We start from the raw sequence: 22,261 nt of genomic DNA on the forward strand, positions 1-22,261 counted from the left end.
CACCGCCGGCAGCCCAGGCTGCGCGATTAAATCACCGGGTGGGCGACTCGTCTGAACGTCATACCCATCCTCCAGAAGGCGGCCCTCGCGATGCTCTCCACCCTGGCCAACAACCTGCGCAAGCGGGTCACTCAAGCGCTCCCCGGCAAACGCCCCAGCTATCGAATCTTCAATGTCCAGCTGAAGCGGCGGATCGCGCTCAGCCCTTCGCTCACCCGGCTGGTATTCACCGGGCCAGACGTTGTTGAAATGATCACCCTGGCCCCAGACCAACGGGTCAAGCTGCTGTTCCCCGCCCCCGACGGCTCACCGCCCAGCCTGAACAACGACCTGCACTGGAAGGCCGCGCACAGCGCCCTGCCACTGGCCCAGCGCCCGCCGATGCGCACCTACACCATCCGTGCCTTGCGCCGTGAGGCGCTGGAGGTGGATATCGACTTCGTGCTGCACGGTGTCAACGGCCCCGCCTCGGCCTGGGCCTCCCACGCGCAGGTGGGTGACCGTTTGCAGATCGTCGCGCCCAACCTGGCCTATGAAGGCGACCCCGGCGGTTATGAATGGAAGCCACCGCAAGGTGTGCGCAATGTGCTGCTGGTAGGTGACGAAACCGCACTGCCGGCGATTGCCGGCATCCTGGAGCAACTGGCCGACACCCAGCCCGAACTGGCGGTGCAGGCGTTCATCGAGGTGCCGCTGGAGGCGGATTGCCTGAACCTGCGCCATGGCGATGCCACTGCGCTGCACTGGCTGCCGCGCGAACTGCTGAGCTGCGCACATGGCCAAGCCATGCAGCACGCCGTGCGCGAGCTGGCCAGCCTGCCGCTTGGGCACGCCGCACCACGGGCGAAGCTGGAAGACGTGGATATCGATACTCGCATCCTGTGGGAACAGGCCAGTAGCGACAGCAGCGAGTTTCACGCCTGGGTGGCGGGGGAATCGGCGACGGTGATGGAGATACGCCGGCACCTGATCAAGGAACGTGGATTGCAGCGAGAATGCCTGACGTTGATGGGGTATTGGCGCGCAGGGCGGACATTCGATTAACAAGCGCTAAACCCTTGGGGCTGCTACGCAGCCCATCGCCGGCAAGCCAGGTTCCCACAGGTACAGCGCAATACTTGAGCGTTGCGCTGTACCTGTGGGAGCCTGGCTTGCCGGCGATGGGCCGCGAAGCGGCCCTAGGGATGGATCAGACTGCCGCGATGAACGCCTCGGCAAAACGCTGCGCCACTTCATCGACCTGCTCGCCGCTGATGATCAACGGCGGCAGGAAACGCACCACGGCGCCATGCCGCCCACCCAGCTCCAGAATCAGCCCACGCTTCAGGCACTCTCGCTGCACCTTGGCCGCCAGATCGCGGTTGGCCAGCGGCTGGCCAAGCGCATCCCGCTTGCCTTGCGGGTCCACCAACTCCACGCCGAGCATCAACCCACGCCCACGAATGTCGCCCAGCTGCGGGTAATCACGCTGCAACTGCTGCAGGTGCCTGCGCAAGCGCAACCCCATGGCCTCGGCGTGCTCGGCCAGGCGGTGTTCCACCAGGTAGTTGATTACCGCCGACCCCGCCGCCATGGCCATCTGGTTGCCCCGGAAGGTGCCGGCATGCGCGCCCGGCTTCCAGGTGTCCAGCCAGTCGCGGTACACCACCACCGCCAGCGGCAGGCTGCCGCCAATGGCCTTGGACAAGGTGACTACGTCCGGCACGATGCCGGCATGCTCGAAGGCGAACATGCGCCCGGTACGGGCAAAACCGCTCTGGATCTCGTCGACGATCAGCGCCACGCCGGCCTGCTCGGTGATGCGGCGCACGCCCTTGAGCCACTCGATATCGGCCGGGATGACCCCACCCTCGCCCTGCACCACCTCCAGGATCACTGCCGCCGGCAGCGGCACACCGCTTTCCGGGTCAAGCAGCAGGTTTTCAAGGTAATGCAGGTTAGCCTTCACCCCGGCTTCGCCACCCAGGCCGAACGGGCAGCGGTAGTCGTAAGGGTACGGCATGAACTGCGCGCCATTGCCGAGCAAGGCCCCCAGTGGCTGCTTCGGCCCATGGCTGCCCATCAGGCTCAACGCCCCCAGGCTCATGCCGTGGTAAGCCCCCTGGAACGCCAGCACGGTGCTACGACCGGTGGCCGTGCGGACCAGTTTCAGCGCTGCTTCTACCGCATCGGTGCCGGTCGGGCCACAGAACTGCACCTTGGCCTCGCGGCGTAGCGCCTCTGGCAGGATGCCGAACAGGTCCTGGACGAAGCGGTCCTTGACCGGCGTGGTCAGGTCCAGGGTGTGCAGGGGCAACTCATCGGCCAGTACCCGCTGGATCGCCTCGACCACCACCGGGTGGTTATGGCCCAACGCCAACGTGCCCGCGCCGGCCAGGCAATCGATGAACTGGCGGCCTTCGACATCCTCCACGTAGATGCCACGGGCGCGCTTTAGCGCCAGCGGGATGCGCCGTGGGTAGCTTCGGGCATTGGACTCCTGTTGTTGCTGGCGTTGCAGCAGGGGCGATTCGGTAAATTCATACAAAGGTTGCGATGCGCTGACCGGTGCAACCTGGGCAAGGCTGGAAGCGGTGGACATGGGTAAATCCTCGCAAACAAGCGAATGGGCAGTTATCGCTTGGAAAACGCTTGAGTGCCGGGAGGATTTAGCGGTTGTTACTGAATTTTACTTAGCCCGCGAAAGGGCCGGTGCAGCCATAAAAGATCAACCCCCTGCGCGCGCCGGTACTTGCAAGAGCACCCGCAACCCATCGCTACGGCTGTCGAAGCGCAAGCTACCCGCACACCGCTGCACGATCGCCTGCACGATCGCCAGCCCCAACCCGCAGCCACCACTCTGTCCGTTACGCCAAAAGCGCTCGGTCAGGTGCTCAAGGTCGGCGTCGGCAATCCCCGGCCCATGGTCGCGCACCATGAACCCCACCTGCCCGTCGGCCATCTGCACCTCAAGTTCCACCGCCTCGTCGCCACCATGGCGCAAGGCGTTGTCCAGCAGGTTGCGCAGCGCGGCCACCGCCAAGGGGGCCGGCATGCCCAGGTAGATCTGCGTCGCTTCTTCAGGCAAACGCAGCACGATGCGCCGGTTATCGCCGCCACCTGCGTCCTGCACTGCCTGCCGGGCCACCTGTTCGGCGCTGCACTGCACGCCATCTTCGAACGACAGGCTGCCTTCCACCCGCGCCAGCATCAGCAACTGTTCCAGCGTGCGATGCATGCGGTCGGCCCCTTGTTCGGCATGCTCCAGCGCCTGCTCGCGCACGGCACCGTCGGTCATGCGCGCCACTTGCAGGTGGGTCTTGATCGCGGTCAGCGGGCTGCGCAGCTCATGGGCGGCATCGTCGGTCAGGCGCCGCTCGCGCTCGATGGTCTGGGCAATGCGCAGGAACAGCTGGTTCTGGGTTTCCAGCAACGGCTGCAGTTCGCTGGGCATGCCTGCCACCTGCAGTGGCTCGACGCTATCGGCACGCCTTCGCCGTAGCGCATCGCGCATGCGGTTGAGCGGCTCCAGGCCTTTGCCCAAGCCGATCCACAACAACCCCAGGCTGCCGAGCAGGGCCATCAGCACCGGTGCCGAAGCCGCCAGCAGAATCGACTGGTTCAGCGCTTCACGCTCCATGTGCCGGTCAGCCGTGGTAATGCGCACATCACCATGGTTGTAGGTGAAGGTACGCCACAGTGCACCGTCGATCGTCTGGTCACGGAAGCCACTGCGCTCGTCGTCCATGGCGCCATCGTGCTTGTGGTTGCTGGCAAGGATCTCGCCACGCAGCGAGCTGACCTGGCAGGCCATGCCGTCCGGCACGCTGAACTGGTCGGCGGAAAAGTGCGCCTCCCCGCCCTTGGCGGTGAGCGGCTGCGGCAACTGGTCGATCAGCCCGGCGACCATACGCGCCGACGCCACCAGGCGCTGGTCGAGGGAAAACATCATCTGCTGGCGCAGGTCGCGCAGCATCCACGCAGCGGCCAGCACCCAGATGATCACGAAGGCACTGCCCAGGATCAGGCTAAGGCGTACCCGCAGGCTCATGATGCGGCCTCTTCCGGCGCCTGCGCCGGGCCCAGGCGGTAACCCAGGCCACGTACGGTCTCGACGATGCCGTTGCCCAGCTTGCGCCGCAGGTGGTGGATATGCACGTTCAGGGCGTTGCTCTCGACTTCGTCGCTAAAGCCATACACGCAGTCTTTCAGTTGTTCGCTGGACAACACCCGCCCGGGGTTCTGCAACAATGCCTGGAGCAGGGCCTGCTCCCGGCGGGACAAGTCAACCGGCCGCCCGGCCAGGGTCGCCTCGCAGCTGCTGGGGTCGTAACGCAACGGGCCGTGCTCGATCACATTCACCGCCCGCCCCGCCACCCGCCGCAGCAGCGTGTGCAGACGAGCGGCCAGCTCGCGCAGGTCGAAGGGTTTGAGCAGGTAGTCGTCGGCACCGGCCTGCAGGCCATCGACGCGGTCGGTGACGGCATCACGGGCAGTCAGCACCAGTACCGGCAGTGCTTCGCCCTGCTGACGCAGGCGGCGCAGCAGTTTCAGGCCGTCTTCGTCAGGCAGGCCGAGGTCGAGAATCATCACATCGAACTGCGCGGCCTGCAGCATCGCCCGCGCACCGGCGGCGTTACCCACCCGGTCAACGGTCAGGCCCTGGGCGGTAAGGCCGGCGCAGATGCCGGCGGCGATCAGGTCGTCGTCCTCGCAGAGCAGAACGTGCATGGTGGGGCTCCCGGAGTGGTATGGCTGGCATTGCACCTTGGGCGGATTAAGGTGGGATTATGAACTAAGCGAGGCCCTGCGGCGTGTCGACATCCAGCAATACCCCCGCATCTTCCAGCTCGACCACCACACAGCTACCCCGGTGAGCGTGCACCACCGAGCGCGCCCCTTCATCGCCATGCAGTTGCCCCAGCGCCGGCCAGAAATCCCGCCCGAAGATCACCGGGTGCCCCTGCTGCCCTGCGTGGCGTGGCAGCACGATACGGGACGCATTGGCGGCCTCGACCAGCCGGCCCAGGGTTGCCGGCTCGATCCATGGCATGTCACCCAGCAAAATAGCTACCGCCTGTGCCTGGCTGTCGTGAAGCGACCGTGCCCCGACAGCCAGGCTATGCCCCATACCAGACGTGGCATCTGGGCTGCCGATTACCCGGCAACCGGCAGGCAACCCGAAATCCTCCCCGCGCTCGCCTTCACGCAAGACCACACGCACCTCGTCGAACACCGCCCTGGCCCGTTCCACACTGTGCACCAGCAGGCTGCGGCCATCGGACAGGATCGCCCGGCGCTTGTCGGAACCGAAGCGCGTGCTGCTGCCAGCCGCCAACACCAGCGCGATCACACTCACAGCGCCACCTTCTGGCGCTTGCCAAACCACTGCAGCGCCCGGCATACCACCTGTCGTTCACAATGCTGCACGTTTGCTCCGCCTTCAGTTCGACGCATCGCAGGGATTCAAGACCGACATACAGGGGGCCACAATTCGTATCCGTTGAAAAGGGGTTAACCTTGGGTTAATCGGCTCCCGCCAGCATGGCCCCATTCCGAGATCTGCCAAGGCGAAGACATGCGCGTTTTCCTGCTCTTCCTGACACTGTTGCTGGCCGGCCCCTTGCAGGCCAACCCGTTCGACGTCAAACCTGACTTTCTACCGGTCAACCAGGCCTTCGTGCTCACCCACGACCGCCAGGCCGACGGCCAGATGCGCCTGTACTTCCAGATCAAGCCGGGCTACTACCTGTACCAGAAGCGCCTAAAGTTCGACGGCCTGCCCGCCGACCAGCACCCGCAGCTGCCGCCGGCGCTCAACCACCATGACGAGTTCTTTGGTGACAGCGCGGTGTACCGCGACCAGCTTGAGCTGTTGCTGCCCGCCAATGCCCAAGGGCAATTGCGCCTGGGCTGGCAGGGCTGTGCCGACGCCGGCCTGTGCTACCCGCCGCAAACCACCGTCATCGACCTGGGAGGCAGCGCTGCACCGGCTGCCGACCAAGCCAGTGACCAGGCCCTGGCCAGCGGCCTGCAGAGCAGCAGCCTGGCCTGGAGCCTGCTGGCCTTCTTCGGCCTGGGCCTGCTGCTGGCCTTTACCCCGTGCTCGTTGCCGATGCTGCCGATCCTGGCCGGTATCGTTCTGGGCAACGGCGCCAGCGCCCGGCGTGGCTGGGTGTTGGCCGGGGTCTACGTACTGAGCATGGCACTGGTGTATGCGGCACTGGGCGTCGTCGCCGCCCTGCTGGGCGCAAGCCTGCAGGCGTGGTTGCAGCAACCTTGGCTGTTGGGCAGCCTGGCAGCCCTGTTCGTGATCCTTGCCCTACCGATGTTCGGTGCGTTTGAACTGCAACTGCCTGCCGCCCTGCGCGACCGCCTGGACCGCGCGGGCCAACAGACACGCGGCGGCAGCCTGTACGGGGCGGCCTTGCTGGGCGCGCTGTCGGGACTGCTGCTCGGCCCGTGCATGACCGCACCCTTGGCCGGGGCGCTGCTGTTCATCGCCCAGAGCGGCGATGTGCTGCACGGCGCGCTGGTGCTGTTCACCCTCGGCCTGGGCATGGGGCTGCCGCTGCTGTTGCTGGTGACCCTGGGCAACCGCTACCTGCCGCGTCCGGGCGCCTGGATGGAGCGGGTCAAGGGCGTGTTCGGCTTCGTGTTCCTGGCCATGGCGCTGTACACCCTGCGCAGCCTGCTGCCCGACACCCTGCTGCTGGCGCTGAGTGGCGCCTGGCTGATCGCCTTGGCCTGGGCCAGCTGGCCGGCCCTGCAGCGCCTGCCAGCATTGCGCGCCGTGCCACTGCTGGGCGCCCTGTGGGGCGGCCTGTTGCTGGTGGGCGCCGCAGCCGGCGGCGATGACCTCTGGCAACCCCTGCGCCCGTTCGCAGGGGGCGCCACGCCGGCCGCCGCCCAGCATGCCGAAGACCGTTTCGTGACGGTGAGCCGCCCTGAAGACCTGCAACGTGAACTGGATGCGGCCAAGGCCCGTGGCCAGTGGGTGATGCTCGACTACTATGCCGACTGGTGCGTGTCGTGCAAGGTCATGGAAAAGCAGGTGTTCGCCCGCAACGACGTGCAGGCCGGCCTGGCCGGTGTGCACTTGCTGCGCCTGGACGTGACCGCCGACACCCCGGCCAGCAAAGCCTTGCTGCAGCGCTACCAGGTACCCGGCCCGCCCAGCATCATCTGGATCGGCCCGGAAGGCGACGAACGCCGGGCGCGGCGCATCACCGGTGAAGTGGACGCCGCCACGTTCCAGCAGCACTGGGCCCAGACCAGGAGCCAAGGCTGATGCTGACCGTAACCCTCGGGCCACTGACCATGGCCCTCAACCACCTGCTGATGCTCGCCGCCCTGGGGATCGCCAGCGTGGTCGGCTGGCTCGTCGCCCGGCGTGGCGGCGAAAGCCCGGAGTCGGCACTGTTCAACCTGTTCCTGATCGGCCTGCTGTGTGCCCGTGCCGGCTTCGTGCTGGCCTACTGGCCGATGTACCAGGGCGATCCGCTGCAAATCATCGACATCCGCGACGGCGGCTTCCTGTTCTGGTCGGGCCTGGCCGGTATCGTCCTCGCAGCCCTGTGGCAGGGCTGGCGCCAACCGGGCCTGCGCCGCCCGCTGGGTTGGGCGCTGTTCAGTGGCGCGTTGTTCTGGGGCCTGGCCAGCCTGGGCGGGCACCTGTACAGCAAAGGCACCGAGCTGCCGGAACTGAGCCTGCGCAACGCTGGCGGTCAATCCGTCGCCTTGCACAACTACCGTGGCAAGCCGCTGGTGATCAACATCTGGGCCACCTGGTGCCCGCCCTGCCGCCGGGAAATGCCGGTGCTGCAACAGGCGCAAAGCGACTATCCGCACGTGACCTTCCTGTTCGTCAACCAGGGCGAAACCCCGGAAAACGTCAGCACCTTCCTTGCCACCACCGGCCTGAGCCTGACCCACGTGCTGTTTGACGGCACCGCCCTGCTGGCCCAGCGCGTCGGTTCCATGGCCCTGCCCACCACCCTGTTCTACGACGCCGACGGGCGGCTGGTCGGCAGCCACCTGGGCGAGCTGTCCCGGGCCAGCCTGCGCCACGCCCTGGAGCCTTTCGACCGGGCCACCGCGCCCGCCCCTGCCGCACAAGGAAACTGACATGCGACTGACTGCACTGCTGCCCCTGTCCCTGGCCCTGCTGGCCGCCCCTGCCTTGCAGGCCGAAGAGCTGCCCAAGGCAGTCCAGCAACTGCAAGCCAAGGGCGCCGTGATCAAAGGCAGCTTCGACGCGCCCAACGGCCTGCGCGGTTACGCCGCCGAGTACCAGAACAACGCCTTGGCCCTGTACCTCACCCCCGACGGCAAGCATGTGCTGGTCGGCAGCCTGTTCGATGAGCAAGGCAAGGACCTGAGCGCCGAGCCGCTGGAGAAGCTGGTGTATGCGCCGATGAGCAAGGAAATCTGGGCGAAGATGGAGAAAACCGCGTGGATTGCCGATGGCAAGGCCGATGCGCCACGCAAGGTTTACCTGTTCAGCGACCCGAACTGCCCGTACTGCAATATGTTCTGGGAACAGGCGCGGCCATGGGTGGAGTCGGGCAAGGTGCAGTTGCGCCATATCATGGTCGGCATCATCCGCGAGGACAGCCCGGGCAAGTCGGCAGCGCTGCTGGCGGCGAAAGACCCGGCCAAGGCATTGCAAGCGCATGAAAAAGCCGGCAAGGCCAGCACGTTGAAGGCACTGGAGCAGGTGCCAGAGGCCGTGCAGCAGAAGCTGGCGGCGAACATGGCGTTGATGGAAGAGATGGGGTTGCAGGCGACGCCGGCGATTTTCTATCAGGATGAACAGGGCAATTTGCAGAGCCAGCAAGGGGCACCGCGGCCGGAGATGCTTGGGAAGATTCTCGGCAAGCGGTAGCGCATGTCGGGGGTTTTGCGGTGAGGCGTAGATCGAGCGCCGCCCGCGCGGCGCATCGCGAGCAAGCTCGCTCCTACATTTGTTTCGGGCCAATAATTCCTGAGGCAGAGGCGCGCGGCCCCTTGGCGTCCATCGCGCTATTGTGCCGAACAAACAAGGCGGTCGCGCGCGTTGGCACAGGCGTTACTGGCCCGAAACAAATGTAGGAGCGAGCTTGCTCGCGATGCGCCGCGCGGGCGGCGCTCGATTTGCGCCGCCCCGCAAAACTCAAGGCGAAACCCTAACCCTACAACCCCTCCAGCTCAGCCATCAGGTCACTGAGCCGGTCGACCTTGTCGTCATCCAGCGCACTGCCCTGCAGCCCCTGCACATACTCGGCCAATTCCTCCACCGTGCTGCACTCGAACATCGCCCGCAGCGGCACGTTCAGTTGCAGCTGTTTCTGCACCCGCGAAGCAATCTGCGTGGCCAGCAGCGAATGCCCGCCCAACTCGAAGAAGTTGTCGTGCACCCCCACCCGCTCGGCCTTGAGCACATCGGCCCAGATACCGGCCAACACCTCCTCCAGCTCGTTGCGCGGCGCCTGATAGGCCTGGCTGTGCTGGCCGCCGATGTCGATGGCCGGCAACGCCTTGCGATCAAGCTTGCCGTTGGCGTTGTGCGGCAGGTTGTCGAACCAGCCCCAGTGCAGCGGCACCATGTATTCCGGCAGCTCGGCACGCAGACGTTGTTTCACCTGTTCCAGCAACCCGGCGTCAGCGGCGATACCCTGGTGTGCCACGAGGTAACCGACCAGGTGCTTACCATTGACGCCTTCCTGCACGCCCACCGCAGCGTCGCGGATTTCTGCCTGTTCGTGCAGGCGCGCTTCGATTTCGCCCAGCTCGATGCGGTAACCGCGAATCTTCACCTGGTGGTCGATGCGACCGACGTACTCCAGCACACCGTCCGGGCGCTGCCGCGCCAGATCGCCGGTGCGGTACAGGCGCTCGCCCGGTGTTCCGTAAGGATGAGGAATGAACGCCAAGGCCGTGCGCACCGGGTCGCCGACATAGCCACGGCCCACGCCGGTTCCTGCAACACACAGCTCGCCGACAGCGCCCAATGGCACCAGCGCCTGGTCTTCGCCGAACAGGTACAGGCGGTTGTTGTCGGTAGGCGTGCCGATGGGCAGGTAGCTGCCTTGGGTCGACGCAGCATCGACACGGAAGAACGCCACGTCATCGGAGCATTCTGCCGGCCCGTAGGCATTGACCAGGCCGATGTGCGGGTAGCGTTGCAGCCATTGCGCCGCCAGCTCCGGTGGCATGGCTTCGCCGGTCGGCAGCATCCAGCGCAGGCCGTCGAGGGCCTGGTGGTCGTTGGCCAGCATGCCTTGAATCAGCGATGGCACGCTTTCCAGCACGGTGATGCCGGTAGCCTGCACATGTGCCAGCAGGCCCTGCGGGTCATGGGCGATGGCGTTCGGCACGATCTCGACCTTGGCCCCGAACAACGGCGCGGCGAGGAACTGCCACACCGAAATGTCGAAGCTTTGCGAGGCAGTCTGGGCGATCACGTCCTGCTCGCTCAGCGCCAGGTACGGCACCTTGCTCAGCTGGTTGTTGAGCATGCCGCGCTGCTCCACCATCACCCCTTTTGGCAGGCCGGTGGAGCCTGAGGTGTAGATCACATAGGCCAGGTTGTCCGGGCCACTGTGAATGCCTGGGTTATGGCTGGCAACCTGACTCGCCTGGATGTCTTCCCACACCAGCAACTGTGGCCGTACCGCAGCCGCCAGCTCGCCCAGCAGTTGTCGGCCTTGCTCGGCACAGGCCGCACTGCACACCAGCACCGGGGTGCGGCTGAGCTGGATGATGCTTTGCAGGCGCGCCGCCGGCAGGCCCGGGTCCAGTGGCAGGTAGCCCGCGCCGGCCTTGAAGCTGCCGACGATCATGCCCAGCAGCGGCAGCCCGCGCTCGGCCAGCAGCGCCACCGGTTGGTCCACGTTCACACCCGCTGCAATCAAGGCGTGGCCCAGGCGGTTGGCCGACAGGTTCAGCCCTGCATAGTCGTAGGACGCCTCCAGGCAGCGGGCCACGGTACGTTCCGGGTGCGCGGCCACCTGCGCTTCGAACAGCGCAATGTAACTGTGCGCCAGCGGGTAGTCGCGGTCGGTGCGGTTGCAGTCTTCCAGCAGGAAGCGCTGTTCTTCTGCACCCAGCAGCGGCAGTTCGCTTACCTCACCCTCGAAGCCTTGCACCAGCGCCAGCAGCAGGCGCTTGAACTCGGCCAGCAAGCGCTCGACGGTCGGGAAGTCGAAGTAGCGCTGGTCGAACGACAGGTGCAGGCCAAGGTCGTCGCCCGGGTAGCACACCGCCGTCAGCGGGAAGTTGGTGTGGGTACGGCCCGAGTCGGAGCTGGCATTCAGGTGCTGGGCATGATCGAGCACGGCGGTTTCCACCGGGGCGTTCTCGAACACGAACAGGCTGTCGAACAGCGGCTGGCCTTTGGGCAGCTCGCTGCACTCCTGAATCGCCACCAGCGGCAGGTATTCGTACTCGCGCAGCTCCATGTTGCTTTGCAGCAGGCCTTGCAGCCACTGGCGCACACTGCGGCGCTCACCGGCTACCGGCAACTGCACGCGCAAGGCAACGCTGTTGATGAACAGGCCGACGGTGCGCTGCATCTGCGGCATGCTCACCGGGCGCCCGGCCACGGTCACGCCAAAGGCCACATCGCGGTCGCCGCTGTAACGCGCCAGCACCAAGGCCCAGGCCGCCTGGGCGAAGGTGTTGACGGTGAGCTGGTGGGCCTGGGCCAGTTCGCGCAGGCGCACGCCATCACTGACGTCAAGGCGGGTGTAGCAATCACCCACCACCATGCCGCTGCCGGCGTGGTCATGGCGCAGCGGGCGGTCACTCGGGATGGCTGTGGCGCGCTCGAAACCGGCCAGATTCGCCTGCCACCAGGCGCGTGCGTCGTCCAGGCCCTGGCGTTGCAGCCAGCCGATGTAGTCACGGTAACGTGGCGGCACCGGCAGCTGGGCCTGACGGCCTTCGCCAAGGGCCTGGTACACCTCGAAGAAATCGTTCATCAACAGCGAGCGGCACCAGGCATCGATCAGGATGTGGTGGTTGCTCATCATGAACCAGTAGCGCTCGTCGGCCACGCGCACCAGGCGCAGGTGGAACGGTGCCTCGCTGAGCAGGGCGAACCCGGCCTCACGCTCCTGCTTGTGCAGGGCTTGCAGGCGCTGCTCCTGAGCGTCGTCCGCGAGGCCGCGCCAGTCCTGATAGTCCACCGCCAGGTTGCCCGGCTTGTGAATGATCTGCAGCATCGCCTCGCCGCTGTTCCAGCTGAACGATGCGCGCAACGCTTCGTGGCGCGCCACCACGGCCTGCCAGGCCTGGGCGAAACGCTCGGGGTCCAGGGCGCTGTTGATGCGGTAGCGGTCCTGCATGTAGTACAGGCCCGTGCCCGGTTCCAGCAGGGTGTGCAGCAGCATGCCTTCCTGCATTGGCGTCAGCGGGTAGACGTCTTCGATCTGTGCCGCTGGCACGGGTAGCGCGTCGATCTGCTCCTGAGTCAGGTGCGCCAGCGGGAAGTCCGACGGGGTGAAGCTGCCGTTGCCATCGGCCAGGCAATGGGCGACCAGCGCCAGCAGCTCCTGGCGGTAGGCCTCGGCCAACGTTGCGATGGTGCGTTCGTCGTAGCGTTCGGCACTGAAGGTCCAGCGCAGTTGCAAGGCACCGCCATACACCTGGCCATCGACGCTCAGCCAGTTAGGCAGCGGCGCGTCGAGGTCGTGAGCCAGACCGGCCGGGGCTTCCAGCGGCTGGAACAGCGCCGCGCTGTCGAACTGCTGGTCGAACTGGCCCAGGTAGTTGAAGGTGATGCGCGCCTGCGGCAAGGCCGCCATCTGCTCGCGCCCTTGCGGGTCGGCCAGATAGCGCAGCACGCCATAGCCCAGGCCTTTGTGCGGCACCTGGCGCAGTTGTTCCTTGATGCGCTTGATCGAACCGGCCCGCGCCGCGTCGTCCTCACCTGGCTGTGGGCGCAGGCTGAGCGGATACGCGTTGGTGAACCAGCCGACGCTACGGGTCAGGTCCATGTCTTCGAACAACCCGTCACGGCCATGGCCTTCAAGCTGCACCAGCACTTCTTCATCGCCGCTCCAGCGGCACAAGGCTCGCGCCAGCGCCGTCAGCAGCAGGTCGTTGACCTGGGTGTGGTAGGCCGCCGGAGCCTGTTGCAGCAGTTGCCGGGTCTGCTCCACATCCAGGCCGATGGCCAGAGTGTGGGCGTGGCGGTGCAGGTTGCCGCCTTGCGGATGGTCGCACGGCAACTCGCGGCGCACGCCGCCCAGCTGGCCTTGCCACCAACCCAGTTCGTCACGCAGCGAATCGCTGCCCGCGTAGCTGGCCAGGCGCGCGGCCCAGTCGCCCATGGCGTGGGTCTTGGCCGGCAGCGGCTGGCCACGGTACAACGCCTGCAGGTCTTCCAGCAGCACCCGCCAGGACACGCCATCGACCACCAGGTGATGAATCGCCAGCAACAGGCGCTGGCTGCCCTGCCCGTCACGCACCAGCAAGGCACGCAGTAGCGGCCCCTGTTGCAGGTCGAGGCTACGCTGCAAGTCGGTGTATAGCGCCTGGCAATCGGTGAAGTCGGCGACAGTGGCGGTCCACAGCAGTTGCTCGGCGGCTGGCTGGGCATACTCGGCCTGCCAGCGGCCATGGGCCTCGCTGAAACGCAGGCGCAAGCTGTCGTGGTGCTGCACCAGTGCCGTCAAGGCTTGCGCCAGTGCGGCTTCATCCAGCGGCTGACGCGCCTCCAGCAACACCGCCTGGTTCCAGTGCTGCGGCTGCGGCACTTCGCTGTCGAAGAACCAGTGCTGGATCGGCGTCAGGCCGGTCTGGCCCTGGCGCTCGCCCTGTTCGATGGTGCTGGCAGCTTCGCTGCGCTGAGCCACCGCTGCCAAGGTCTGGATGGTCTGGTGCTGGAACAGGTCGCGCGGGGTGAATTGCAAGCCGGCCTGACGGGCCCGGCTGACCACCTGAATCGACAGGATCGAGTCGCCGCCCAGTTCGAAGAAGTTGTCTTGCACGCCAACCTGGGCAACATTGAGCACATCGCGCCAGATCTGCGCCAGTTGCGCCTCCACTTCGTTGCCGGGGGCCTGGTATTGCTGGCGGGCCTGCTCCAGATCGGGCAGCGGCAAGGCACGGCGGTCGAGCTTGCCGTTACCCATCAGCGGCAGGCTTCCGAGCAGCACCAAGTGCGCAGGCACCATGTAGTCCGGCAGGTGTTGGCGGGCATCGGCTTTCACCGCGTCGCGCAACAAGTGTTGCGCCTCACTACCGGCAGCGGCCTGCTTGCACACCAGGTAACCCACCAGTTGCTTGCCACCGGGCAAGTCGAGGGCCAGCACCACAGCCTCGTCGACATCGGCATGCGCTTGCAGGCGGCTTTCGATTTCGCCCAACTCGATGCGGAAGCCGCGGATCTTCACCTGTTGGTCGGCACGGCCGACGTACTCCACCAGGCCATCCGTGCCCAGGCGTACCAGGTCGCCGGTGCGGTACAGGCGCCCGCCTTCGGTGCTGAACGGGTCGGCAACAAAGCGCTCGGCGCTGAGGCCCGGGCGGTCGTGGTAGCCCTGGGCCAGGCCGGCACCGCCGACATACAGCTCGCCAATGCCACCTTGCGGCAACAGCGCCAGGTCTTCGTCGAGGATGTAGGCCGTGCGGCTACCGATGACACGGCCAATCGGCACGCTGCCCAGCTCCGCCGGCAGCGTTTCCGGTGCCAGGCAGGCCAGCGGCATGACCACGGTTTCGGTCGGGCCGTAGGCGTTGAAGAACTGCTGCGGCGCAAAGGCCTGGCGAATACGCTGCAGGTGCTCGCCAGTCAGCGCTTCGCCACCGGTAATCACCAGGCGCACCGGCAATTGTTCGCCCTGCCCGCCCAGGTATTGGGCCAACTGGCTGCCATAGCTGGGGGTAAAGCCCAGAATGCTTACCTGCTGATCACGTACCAGCTGGCAGATCTCTTCGGCACCCCACTGCCCCTGGGCGCGCAGCACCACGCGCGCGCCGCACAGCAGCGGCACCCACAGGCGCTCGCTGGCCGCGTCGAAGTTGATCGAATAGAAATGCAGCTCGCAGTCGTCGCTGCGCATGCCGAACGCGGCAATCACCGCCTGGCAATGCATGGCGAATTCGCCATGGCTGACCACCACGCCCTTGGGCTTTCCGGTGGAGCCGGAGGTGTAGATCAGGTAGGCCTGGTGCTGCGGCAGGCTGAGGTTGTCCAGCGGTGCATCGCTGTAGGCCGACAGGCTGGCGGCATCGTCTTCCAGGCTCCAGCGGGCCACACCTTCAGGCAGCTCGCCCAGGGTTTGCAGCAGCTCGCGCTGGCTGATCAGCAAACCAATGCGGCTGTCTTCGATCATGTAGCGCAGGCGGTCGAGCGGGTACTCAGGGTCCAGCGGCACATAGGCGCCGCCCGCCTTGAGGATGGCCAGCAGGCCGACGACCATTTCCAGCGAGCGCTCCAGCGCCAGGCCCACGCGTACCTGCGGGCCGACACCGCGCTCACGCAGGGCGCAGGCCAGGCGGTTGGCCTGCTGGTCGAGCTCGGCGTAGGTCATGTGCTGGCCGGCGAAGGTCAGCGCACCCGCCTGTGGCGTGCGTGCCGCCTGGGCAGCGAACAGGCCATGCAGCGTGTGGTCAAGGTCGAAGTCCTGCTCACCCTGCAACTGCCCCACCAACACCTGCTGCTCGGCGCTGCTCAGCATCGGCAGCTCGCACAGGCGCTGTTGCGGGTTGTCCAGCAGACCGACCAGCAGTTGTTGCCAGTGCTCGGCCATCCGCGCGATGCGTGGCTCGTCGAACAGGTCGCGGCTGTAGGTCAGGCAGCAACCCAGGCGGCCGTCGAGGTCGGTCACCTCCAGGTACAGGTCGAACTTGGTGGCACTGGCGTCGTTGACCAGGTAATCCACCTGCATGCCGGCCAGCGTACGGCTTTGCTGGAAGGCCCAGCGCTGCACGTTGCACATCACCTGGAACAGCGGGTTGTAGGCACTGCTGCGCGGTGGCTGCAAGGCCTCGACCAGCTGGTCGAACGGCAGGTCCTGGTGCGACTGGCCTTCGATGGCGGCGTGGCGCATCTGCTCCAGCAGGTCGCTGGCGGTCATCTGCCCGTCCAGCTCGCAACGCAGCACCTGGGTGTTGAGGAAGGCGCCAATCAGGCCTTCGCTTTCCGGGCGAATGCGGTTGGCCACCGGCGCGCCGATGCGCAGGTCTCGCTGGCCGCTGTAGCGGTGCAGCAAGGCGGCCAGGGTGGCGGTCATGGTCATGAACAGGGTCAGGCCGCGCTGGCTGTTGAAGGCATGCACGCGAGCGACCACTGCCGGGTCGAGCTCGAAGCGGTACAGCTCGCCACGGTGGCTCTGCACGGCCGGACGCGGGCGGTCGGCGGGCAATGCCAGCACCGGGTGTTCGTCGCCCAGGCGAGCCTTCCAGTAATCCAGCTGGCGGGCGCCCTCGCCGCTTTCCAACCACTGCCGTTGCCACACGCTGTAGTCCAGGTATTGCACCGGCAGCGGCGCCAGCGGCGATTCGCGGTCATCGACAAAGGCCTCGTACAGCTCGCCCAGTTCGCGGGCGAAGATGTCCATGGCCCAGCCTTCGGTGACGATGTGGTGCAGGGTCAGCACGAAGAAGTGCTCACGCTCCTCGGCTTTTACCAGGCAGACACGCAGCAGCGGGCCACGCTCCAGGTCAAACGGCTGGTGCGCCTGGTCGTCGGCCAGTTGTTGCAGGCGTTGCTGGCGGGCATCGGCGGGCAAGGTGCTGAAGTCCTGCCAGTCCAGCTGCAGGCCGCTGTCTTCGGCCACGCACTGGTACGGCACACCGTCGATGCTGGGGAAGGTAGTGCGCAGGGTTTCGTGGCGCACGATCAGCGCCTGCAATGCACGCTCGAAGGCGTCTACATGCAGGGTGCCGCGCAGGCGCGCCATGCCGCCGACGTTGTACGCCGGGCTGTCCGGTTCCATTTGCCAGAGGAACCACATGCGCTGCTGCGAATACGACAACGGCACGGCCTGACGGCGGTCGACACGGGCGATTTCGCCTTGCAGGTTGCGCTCGCCGGCGGCGCGGATGCGTGCGATCTCGGCACAGAATGCGCCCAGCTCGCTGGCTTCGAACAAGGCCTTGAGCGGCAGCTCGACGTCACAAGCCTGGCGGCTGCGGGAGACAATCTGGGTGGCCAGCAGCGAGTGCCCGCCCAGGGCGAAGAAGTCGTCCTGCAGGCCGACACGCGGCAGGTTCAGCACCTCACGCCAAATGGCAGCGACCTGCTGTTGCAGTTCGGTTTTTGGCTCGACGTGTTCGCGTTGCTGCCACACCGGGGCCGGCAGCGCCTTGCGGTCGACTTTGCCGCTGGGGCCCAGTGGCATCTGTGCCAGCGGGATGAGTTGCGCCGGCACCATGTAGGCGGGCAGTTGTTCAGCCAGCACCGCCAGCAGGTCGGCGGGTTGGGCACTGCCACTGTAATAGCCGACCAGTTGCGCGCCGACGGCATCCTTGTGAATCAGTACCAGTGCCTGATCGACACCGGCCTGGGCCAACAGGCAGGCCTGTACTTCCTCAGGCTCGACACGGAAGCCGCGCACCTTCACCTGCTGGTCGAGGCGACCGAGGTACTCCAGGGCCTCAAGCTGAACCTGCCAGCGGGCGCGGTCGCCGCTGCGGTACAGGCGTTCGCCATTGCCGTCGGCCTGGGGCACGAAGCGTTCGGCAGTAAGGCCTGGGCGGCCCAGATAGCCACGGGCCAGGCCTGCGCCACCGAGGTACAGCTCGCCCGGTACGCCGGGGGGCGTCAGTTCCAGCTCATCGTCCAGCACGCGGCACAGCACATTGCCCAACGGGCGGCCGATGGGCGAGCGCTCGCCATCCGCCACCTGGCAGTGCCAGTGGGTGACGTTGATGGCGGTTTCGGTCGGGCCATAACGGTTGTGCAGTTGCACCTGCGGCAGCACTTGCAGCACGCGGTCGCGCAAGGCGGCAGACAATGCTTCGCCGCCCGAGAATACGCGGCGCAGGCTGTTGCAGGCGGCCACCTGCGGCTCCTGGACGAACACTTGCAACAGCGGCGGCACGAAGTGCAGCGTGGTCACACCATGGGCCTGTACCAGCGCAGCGATGCGCTGCGGGTCGCGGTGCTCGCCGGGGCCGGCCAGTACCAGCTTGCAACCGGTGACCAGCGGCCAGAAGCATTCCCATACCGATACGTCGAAGCTGATCGGCGCCTTCTGCATCAGCACGTCGCTGTCATTCAACGCATAGGAGGCCTGCATCCACTGCAAGCGTTCGGCCAGAGCCGCATGGGTGTTGCCCACGCCTTTGGGCTGACCGGTGGAGCCGGAGGTGTAAATCACGTAGGCCAGGTTGTCGCCGTGCAGGTGCAGGCCAGGCGCGTGGCTGGGCCAGCTGTCCAGGTGCAACTGGTCAAGGGCGATGGCGCTGACGCCGTCGACCTGCGGCAGCTTGCCCAGCAGGCTGCTGTGGCTCAGCAGCAGGCCGGCGTTGCAGTCGGTAAGCATGTAGGCCAGGCGTTCGGCCGGGTAATCGACATCCAGCGGCACGTAAGCGCCGCCGGCCTTGAGGATGGCCAGCAGGCCAACCAGCAACTGCGGCGAACGCTCGATGGCAATGGCGACGCAGGTGTCGGGGCCGACGCCTTTGTCACGCAGGTAATGGGCCAGGCGGTTGGCCTGCTGGTGCAGCTCGGCGTAGTCGAGGCTGCCGCCGTCCCAGGCCAGCGCTGTGCGCTGCGGGGTCAGGCGGGCCTGTTCGTTAAGCTGCTCGACCAGCAGCCGTTGCGGCGCGGCGGCCGGCGCCTGGCCCCAGCCCAGCAGTTGCGCTCGGCCAGCCTCGTCCAGCAATTGCACCTCGCCCAAGGCCCGCTGTGGCGCGGCACTCACTTGCTCCAGCAGCGCCAGCAAGTGATGGGCCAGGCGTTTGACGGTGCTGGCTTCGAACAGCTCGGCGGCATAGTCGAAGGCCAAGCTCAGGCGGCCCTGGTGGTCTTCTTCACTGTGCAACTGCAAGTCGAACTTGGCTTCGCGGCTGTGCCACGGCAGCTCCTCGGCCAGCAGGCCCGGCAGGCGGCGCAAGGCCGACAGGTCGCGCTGCTGGTGGTTGAACATGACCTGGAACAGGCCTTGTTCGCGCGCTTCGGGCAGGGCTTCGACCAGTTGTTCGAACGGCAGGTCCTGGTTGGCCTGGGCATCCAGGGTGGCTTGGCGCACCTGGGCCAGCAGCTGCGTGAACGGCAGGCGGCCATCGAGCTGTGCGCGCAGCACCTGGGTGTTGATGAAGAAGCCGACCATGCCTTGGGTTTCCAGGCGCGGGCGGTTGGCGTTGGGCACGCCGACGCGGATGTCGCCCTGGCCGCTGTAGCGGTGCAGCAGCGCCTGCCAGCCGGCCAGCAGGACCATGAACAGGCTGGCCTGTTGTTCGCGGGCCAGGCCCTTGAGTGCTTCGGCGAGCTTGGCCGGCACCTTGAGGTTGAAGCGTGCAGCGCTGTGCTCGCGCTGGCTGGCACGGGGGTGGTCGGTGCACAGGTCGAGCACCGGCAGTTCGTCTCCCAATTGTGTAGTCCAGTGCTGCAATTGGCGTTCGGCTTCACCGTCGGCCAGCCATTGCCGCTGCCAGGTGCCATAGTCGGCGTAACCCAGGGTCAGCGGCGCCAGGTTGGCCTCCAGGCCTTGGCAGCGGGCGGCGTACAGCTTGGCGAACTCATCCAGCAGGATGTTCAGCGACCAGCCGTCGGCGACGATGTGGTGCAGGGTCACCCACAGCTGGTGGTCTTCGTCGTCCAGCCGGGCCAGGGTCACACGCAGCAGCGGGCCCTGGGTCAGGTCGAACGGCTGGCGAGCCTCGGCTTCACGCTGGGCGCTGACCTGCTCGGCGGCCTGGCCTTCGAGGTCCAGACGGCGCAGGCTGAACGGCTGTTGCGGCAGGATGCGTTGCAGGGCCTGGCCGTCTTCTTCACTGAAGAGGGTGCGCAGGGATTCGTGGCGTGCCACCAGCGCCTGGAAGGCAGCCTCCAGCGCGCTTTCGTCCAGCTCGCCACGCAGCTGCAGGCCGGCCGGAATGTTGTAGGCCGCCGATTGTGGCTCCAACTGCCACATCAGCCACAAGCGGTTTTGTGCCAGCGACTGGGGTAAGGCCTGGCCGCGTTCCAGCGTTGCGATAGTGGCGGTTTCGGCAGCGCCCTGCGCGATGATCGACGCTACAGCGCTACTGTAATCGGCCAGCACCGGCGCTTCGAACAGGGTGCGCAGGCTCAGGTTGATACCCAGCTCATCGGCCAGTCGGGCGGTGGCCTGGGTGGCGGCGATGGAGTTGCCGCCCAGCAGCAGGAAGTGGTCGTCGGCCGCAATCGCCTCGACCTTGAGGATGTCGCGCCACACCGCAGCGATGCGTGCCTGCAGTTCATCCGCAGTACCCGCGCCCGTGGCGGCTTCGCTCACATCCGGGAAGCGGGCATAGCAGTCCAGGCTGCCATCGTCCATGCGCAGGCGGCAGGCCGAGCGCTGCAGCTTGCCACTGGAGGTCTTGGGCAGCGCGCCGGGGTTCAGCAGCAGGACCACGGCCGGGGCCTGGCGGCAGGCATCGGCGACTACCTGGCGCAGGGTCTTGATCAGGCCCTGGGGCTTGATTGCCTTTTGCACGTTGCGGCTGATCTCCACCGCCACGCCGATGCCCTCCTCGCCCTGATGCTCGACGGCGAACACGGCCACCCGGCCTTTGCGCAGTACTTCAACTTCACGTTCGAGGGTTTTCTCCAGGTCCTGCGGGTAGAGGTTCTGCCCACGCACGATCAGCATGTCTTTCAGGCGCCCGGTGACGAACACTTCGCCCTCGCGCATGAAGCCCAGGTCGCCGGTGCGCAGCCAGGTCTGGCCGTCCATTTCAACGAAGGTACGGGCGCTGGCTTCGGGATTGCGCCAGTAACCCCTGGCGATGCTCGGCCCGCCAGCCCAGATTTCACCCACCTGGTTATCGCCCAGCACCTGAAGCTGCTGCGGCTCGACGATGCGCACCGCATGCCCGGGCTGCGGGTAGCCGCAGCTCATCAGCACGCTGCCCTGGCCCGGCTGGGCACGGTTGGCGGCGAAGGCTTCGGCGTCCAGCTCCAGCGCGGCGATACCCTGGCCGCGGCGGCTGCCGCTGACGAACAGGGTGGCTTCGGCCAGGCCGTAGCTGGCGAAGAAACTGGACGCATCGAAACCGCAGGCCCGGAACTTGTCGGCGAAGGTGGCCAGGCTGTCCTGGCGGATCGGTTCGGAGCCGGAATAGGCCACGCGCCAGCGGCTCAGGTCGAGCCCGGCCAACGAGGCCTCGCTGACCCGCTCGCTGCACAGGCGGTAGGCAAAGTCGGGGCCACCGCTGATGGTGCCGCCGTACTCGCTGATGGCCTGCAACCAGCGCAGTGGCCGGGCCAGGAAGTAGCCCGGCGACATCAGCACACAGGGCACTCCACTGAAGATGGGTTGCAACAGGCCGCCGATCAGGCCCATGTCGTGGTACAGCGGCAACCAGCTGACGATCACGTCATCGGGGTTGAGGTCGATGCCGAAGCCTTGGCGAATCAACTGCTCGTTGGCCACCAGGTTGCCATGGCTGACTTGCACGCCCTTGGGCAGCGCGGTGGAGCCGGAGGTGTATTGCAGGAAGGCGATGTCATCGCCTTTCAGCGCGGGCTCGCGCCAGTTCGCGGCCAACGCCGGGGCCAGGCTATCCACTGCCAGCAGTTCAGGGCCGTTGTCCGCTGCCAGGGCTTCCAGGCCCTGCAGGGTGCCGTGCAGTGCCGCCACGGTCAGCAACAGGCGCGGCTCGGCGTCATCGATGATCGACAGCAAACGCTCCTGGTGGTGCTGGCGCGCAGACTCCGGCGGATACGCCGGCACCGCGATCACGCCGGCATACAGGCAACCGAAGAACGCTGCCACGTAGTCCGGGCCGCTGGGGAACAACAGCACCGCACGGTCGCCGAAGCCGGCACGGGCCTGCAAGGCGGCGGCGATGGTACGGGCGCGCTGGTCGAGGTCCCGATAGCTGAGCACGGCCTGCTCGCCGGGGGCGTCGGCCAGAAAGCGCAAGGCGACCTTGTCCGGGGTCTGGGTGGCGCGTTGCGCCAGGGCCTGGACCAGCGAGAGCGGGAGTTCGAAGGCGTCCGTCATTGGGTGTTCCTGCCAGTGTCTGGTTGGGGCGGGCCGGCTGCCGCGCGAACGTGGGCGGGCAGCGAATGGCGACCAAGGATGTACACAGGGGAACGGATGGGCAGGGGCAGAAATTAACGGGGCATGTCTTGAGAGGTGTGGCGCCTGGGAGATCG

9 protein-coding genes are annotated in these 22,261 nt (G+C 66.6%); 4 read left to right on the plus strand and 5 right to left on the minus strand.

Features of this window, described 5'->3' with window-relative positions; genetic code table 11:
• Positions 1 to 90: 90 nt before the first annotated feature.
• Positions 91 to 1,044, plus strand: a complete 954-nt coding sequence (locus tag QQ992_RS19495) for a siderophore-interacting protein (protein ID WP_286110748.1) — start codon at positions 91 to 93, stop codon at positions 1,042 to 1,044.
• Positions 1,045 to 1,189: 145 nt separating this feature from the next.
• Here QQ992_RS19495 and QQ992_RS19500 read toward each other — a convergent pair whose 3' ends face one another.
• The 4 genes from QQ992_RS19500 to QQ992_RS19515 all read right to left on the minus strand — a co-directional run bounded on the left by QQ992_RS19500 (position 1,190) and on the right by QQ992_RS19515 (position 5,338).
• Entirely contained in the window at positions 1,190 to 2,581 is a 1,392-nt protein-coding gene (locus QQ992_RS19500) for an aspartate aminotransferase family protein (RefSeq protein ID WP_286110749.1), read from the minus strand.
• A 126-nt stretch (positions 2,582 to 2,707) separates the two neighbouring features.
• Positions 2,708 to 4,030 carry an ATP-binding protein gene (locus QQ992_RS19505; protein WP_198749761.1) on the minus strand — a complete coding sequence of 441 codons (1,323 nt, stop codon included), beginning with the start codon at positions 4,028 to 4,030 and terminating at the stop codon, positions 2,708 to 2,710.
• On the minus strand, positions 4,027 to 4,710 hold the full coding sequence (locus QQ992_RS19510; protein WP_286110750.1) for a response regulator: 684 nt from the start codon (positions 4,708 to 4,710) through the stop codon (positions 4,027 to 4,029). Before QQ992_RS19510 ends, QQ992_RS19505 begins: the two co-directional genes overlap by 4 nt.
• A 64-nt stretch (positions 4,711 to 4,774) precedes the next feature.
• Positions 4,775 to 5,338 (minus strand): nucleotidyltransferase family protein, encoded by a 564-nt coding sequence (locus tag QQ992_RS19515; protein WP_286110751.1) that lies wholly within the window; start codon positions 5,336 to 5,338, stop codon positions 4,775 to 4,777.
• 219 nt (positions 5,339 to 5,557) lie between these two features.
• On the opposite strand from QQ992_RS19515, the gene dsbD reads away from it, so the two are divergent.
• The 3 genes from dsbD to dsbG are packed head-to-tail and all read left to right on the plus strand — an operon-like array spanning position 5,558 to position 8,866.
• Complete coding sequence (gene dsbD, locus QQ992_RS19520) at positions 5,558 to 7,270, plus strand: protein-disulfide reductase DsbD (RefSeq protein ID WP_286110752.1); 1,713 nt, start codon at positions 5,558 to 5,560, stop codon at positions 7,268 to 7,270.
• Positions 7,270 to 8,106, plus strand: a complete 837-nt coding sequence (locus QQ992_RS19525) for a TlpA disulfide reductase family protein (protein ID WP_286110753.1) — start codon at positions 7,270 to 7,272, stop codon at positions 8,104 to 8,106. Before dsbD ends, QQ992_RS19525 begins: the two co-directional genes overlap by 1 nt.
• A 1-nt stretch (position 8,107) precedes the next feature.
• Positions 8,108 to 8,866: a thiol:disulfide interchange protein DsbG gene (gene dsbG / locus QQ992_RS19530; protein ID WP_286110754.1), complete on the plus strand. Its 759-nt coding sequence runs from the start codon at positions 8,108 to 8,110 to the stop codon at positions 8,864 to 8,866.
• A 286-nt stretch (positions 8,867 to 9,152) separates the two neighbouring features.
• On the opposite strand, the gene QQ992_RS19535 is transcribed toward dsbG, so the two are convergent.
• Positions 9,153 to 22,106, minus strand: coding sequence for a non-ribosomal peptide synthetase (locus QQ992_RS19535; RefSeq protein ID WP_286110755.1), 12,954 nt, complete (start codon positions 22,104 to 22,106; stop codon positions 9,153 to 9,155).
• Positions 22,107 to 22,261 lie beyond the last annotated feature (155 nt).

It is taken from the genome of Pseudomonas kurunegalensis (assembly GCF_030291635.1).
Classification (GTDB): domain Bacteria; phylum Pseudomonadota; class Gammaproteobacteria; order Pseudomonadales; family Pseudomonadaceae; genus Aquipseudomonas; species Aquipseudomonas monteilii.

Coding starts and splice junctions, on each gene's coding strand:
- QQ992_RS19525 (WP_286110753.1), top strand. CDS start 7,270: ATGCTGACCGTAACCCTCGGGCCACTGACCATGGCCCTCAACCACCTG.
- QQ992_RS19495 (WP_286110748.1), top strand. CDS start 91: ATGCTCTCCACCCTGGCCAACAACCTGCGCAAGCGGGTCACTCAAGCG.
- dsbG (WP_286110754.1), top strand. CDS start 8,108: ATGCGACTGACTGCACTGCTGCCCCTGTCCCTGGCCCTGCTGGCCGCC.
- QQ992_RS19505 (WP_198749761.1), bottom strand. CDS start 4,030: ATGAGCCTGCGGGTACGCCTTAGCCTGATCCTGGGCAGTGCCTTCGTG.
- dsbD (WP_286110752.1), top strand. CDS start 5,558: ATGCGCGTTTTCCTGCTCTTCCTGACACTGTTGCTGGCCGGCCCCTTG.
- QQ992_RS19510 (WP_286110750.1), bottom strand. CDS start 4,710: ATGCACGTTCTGCTCTGCGAGGACGACGACCTGATCGCCGCCGGCATC.
- QQ992_RS19535 (WP_286110755.1), bottom strand. CDS start 22,106: ATGACGGACGCCTTCGAACTCCCGCTCTCGCTGGTCCAGGCCCTGGCG.
- QQ992_RS19500 (WP_286110749.1), bottom strand. CDS start 2,581: ATGTCCACCGCTTCCAGCCTTGCCCAGGTTGCACCGGTCAGCGCATCG.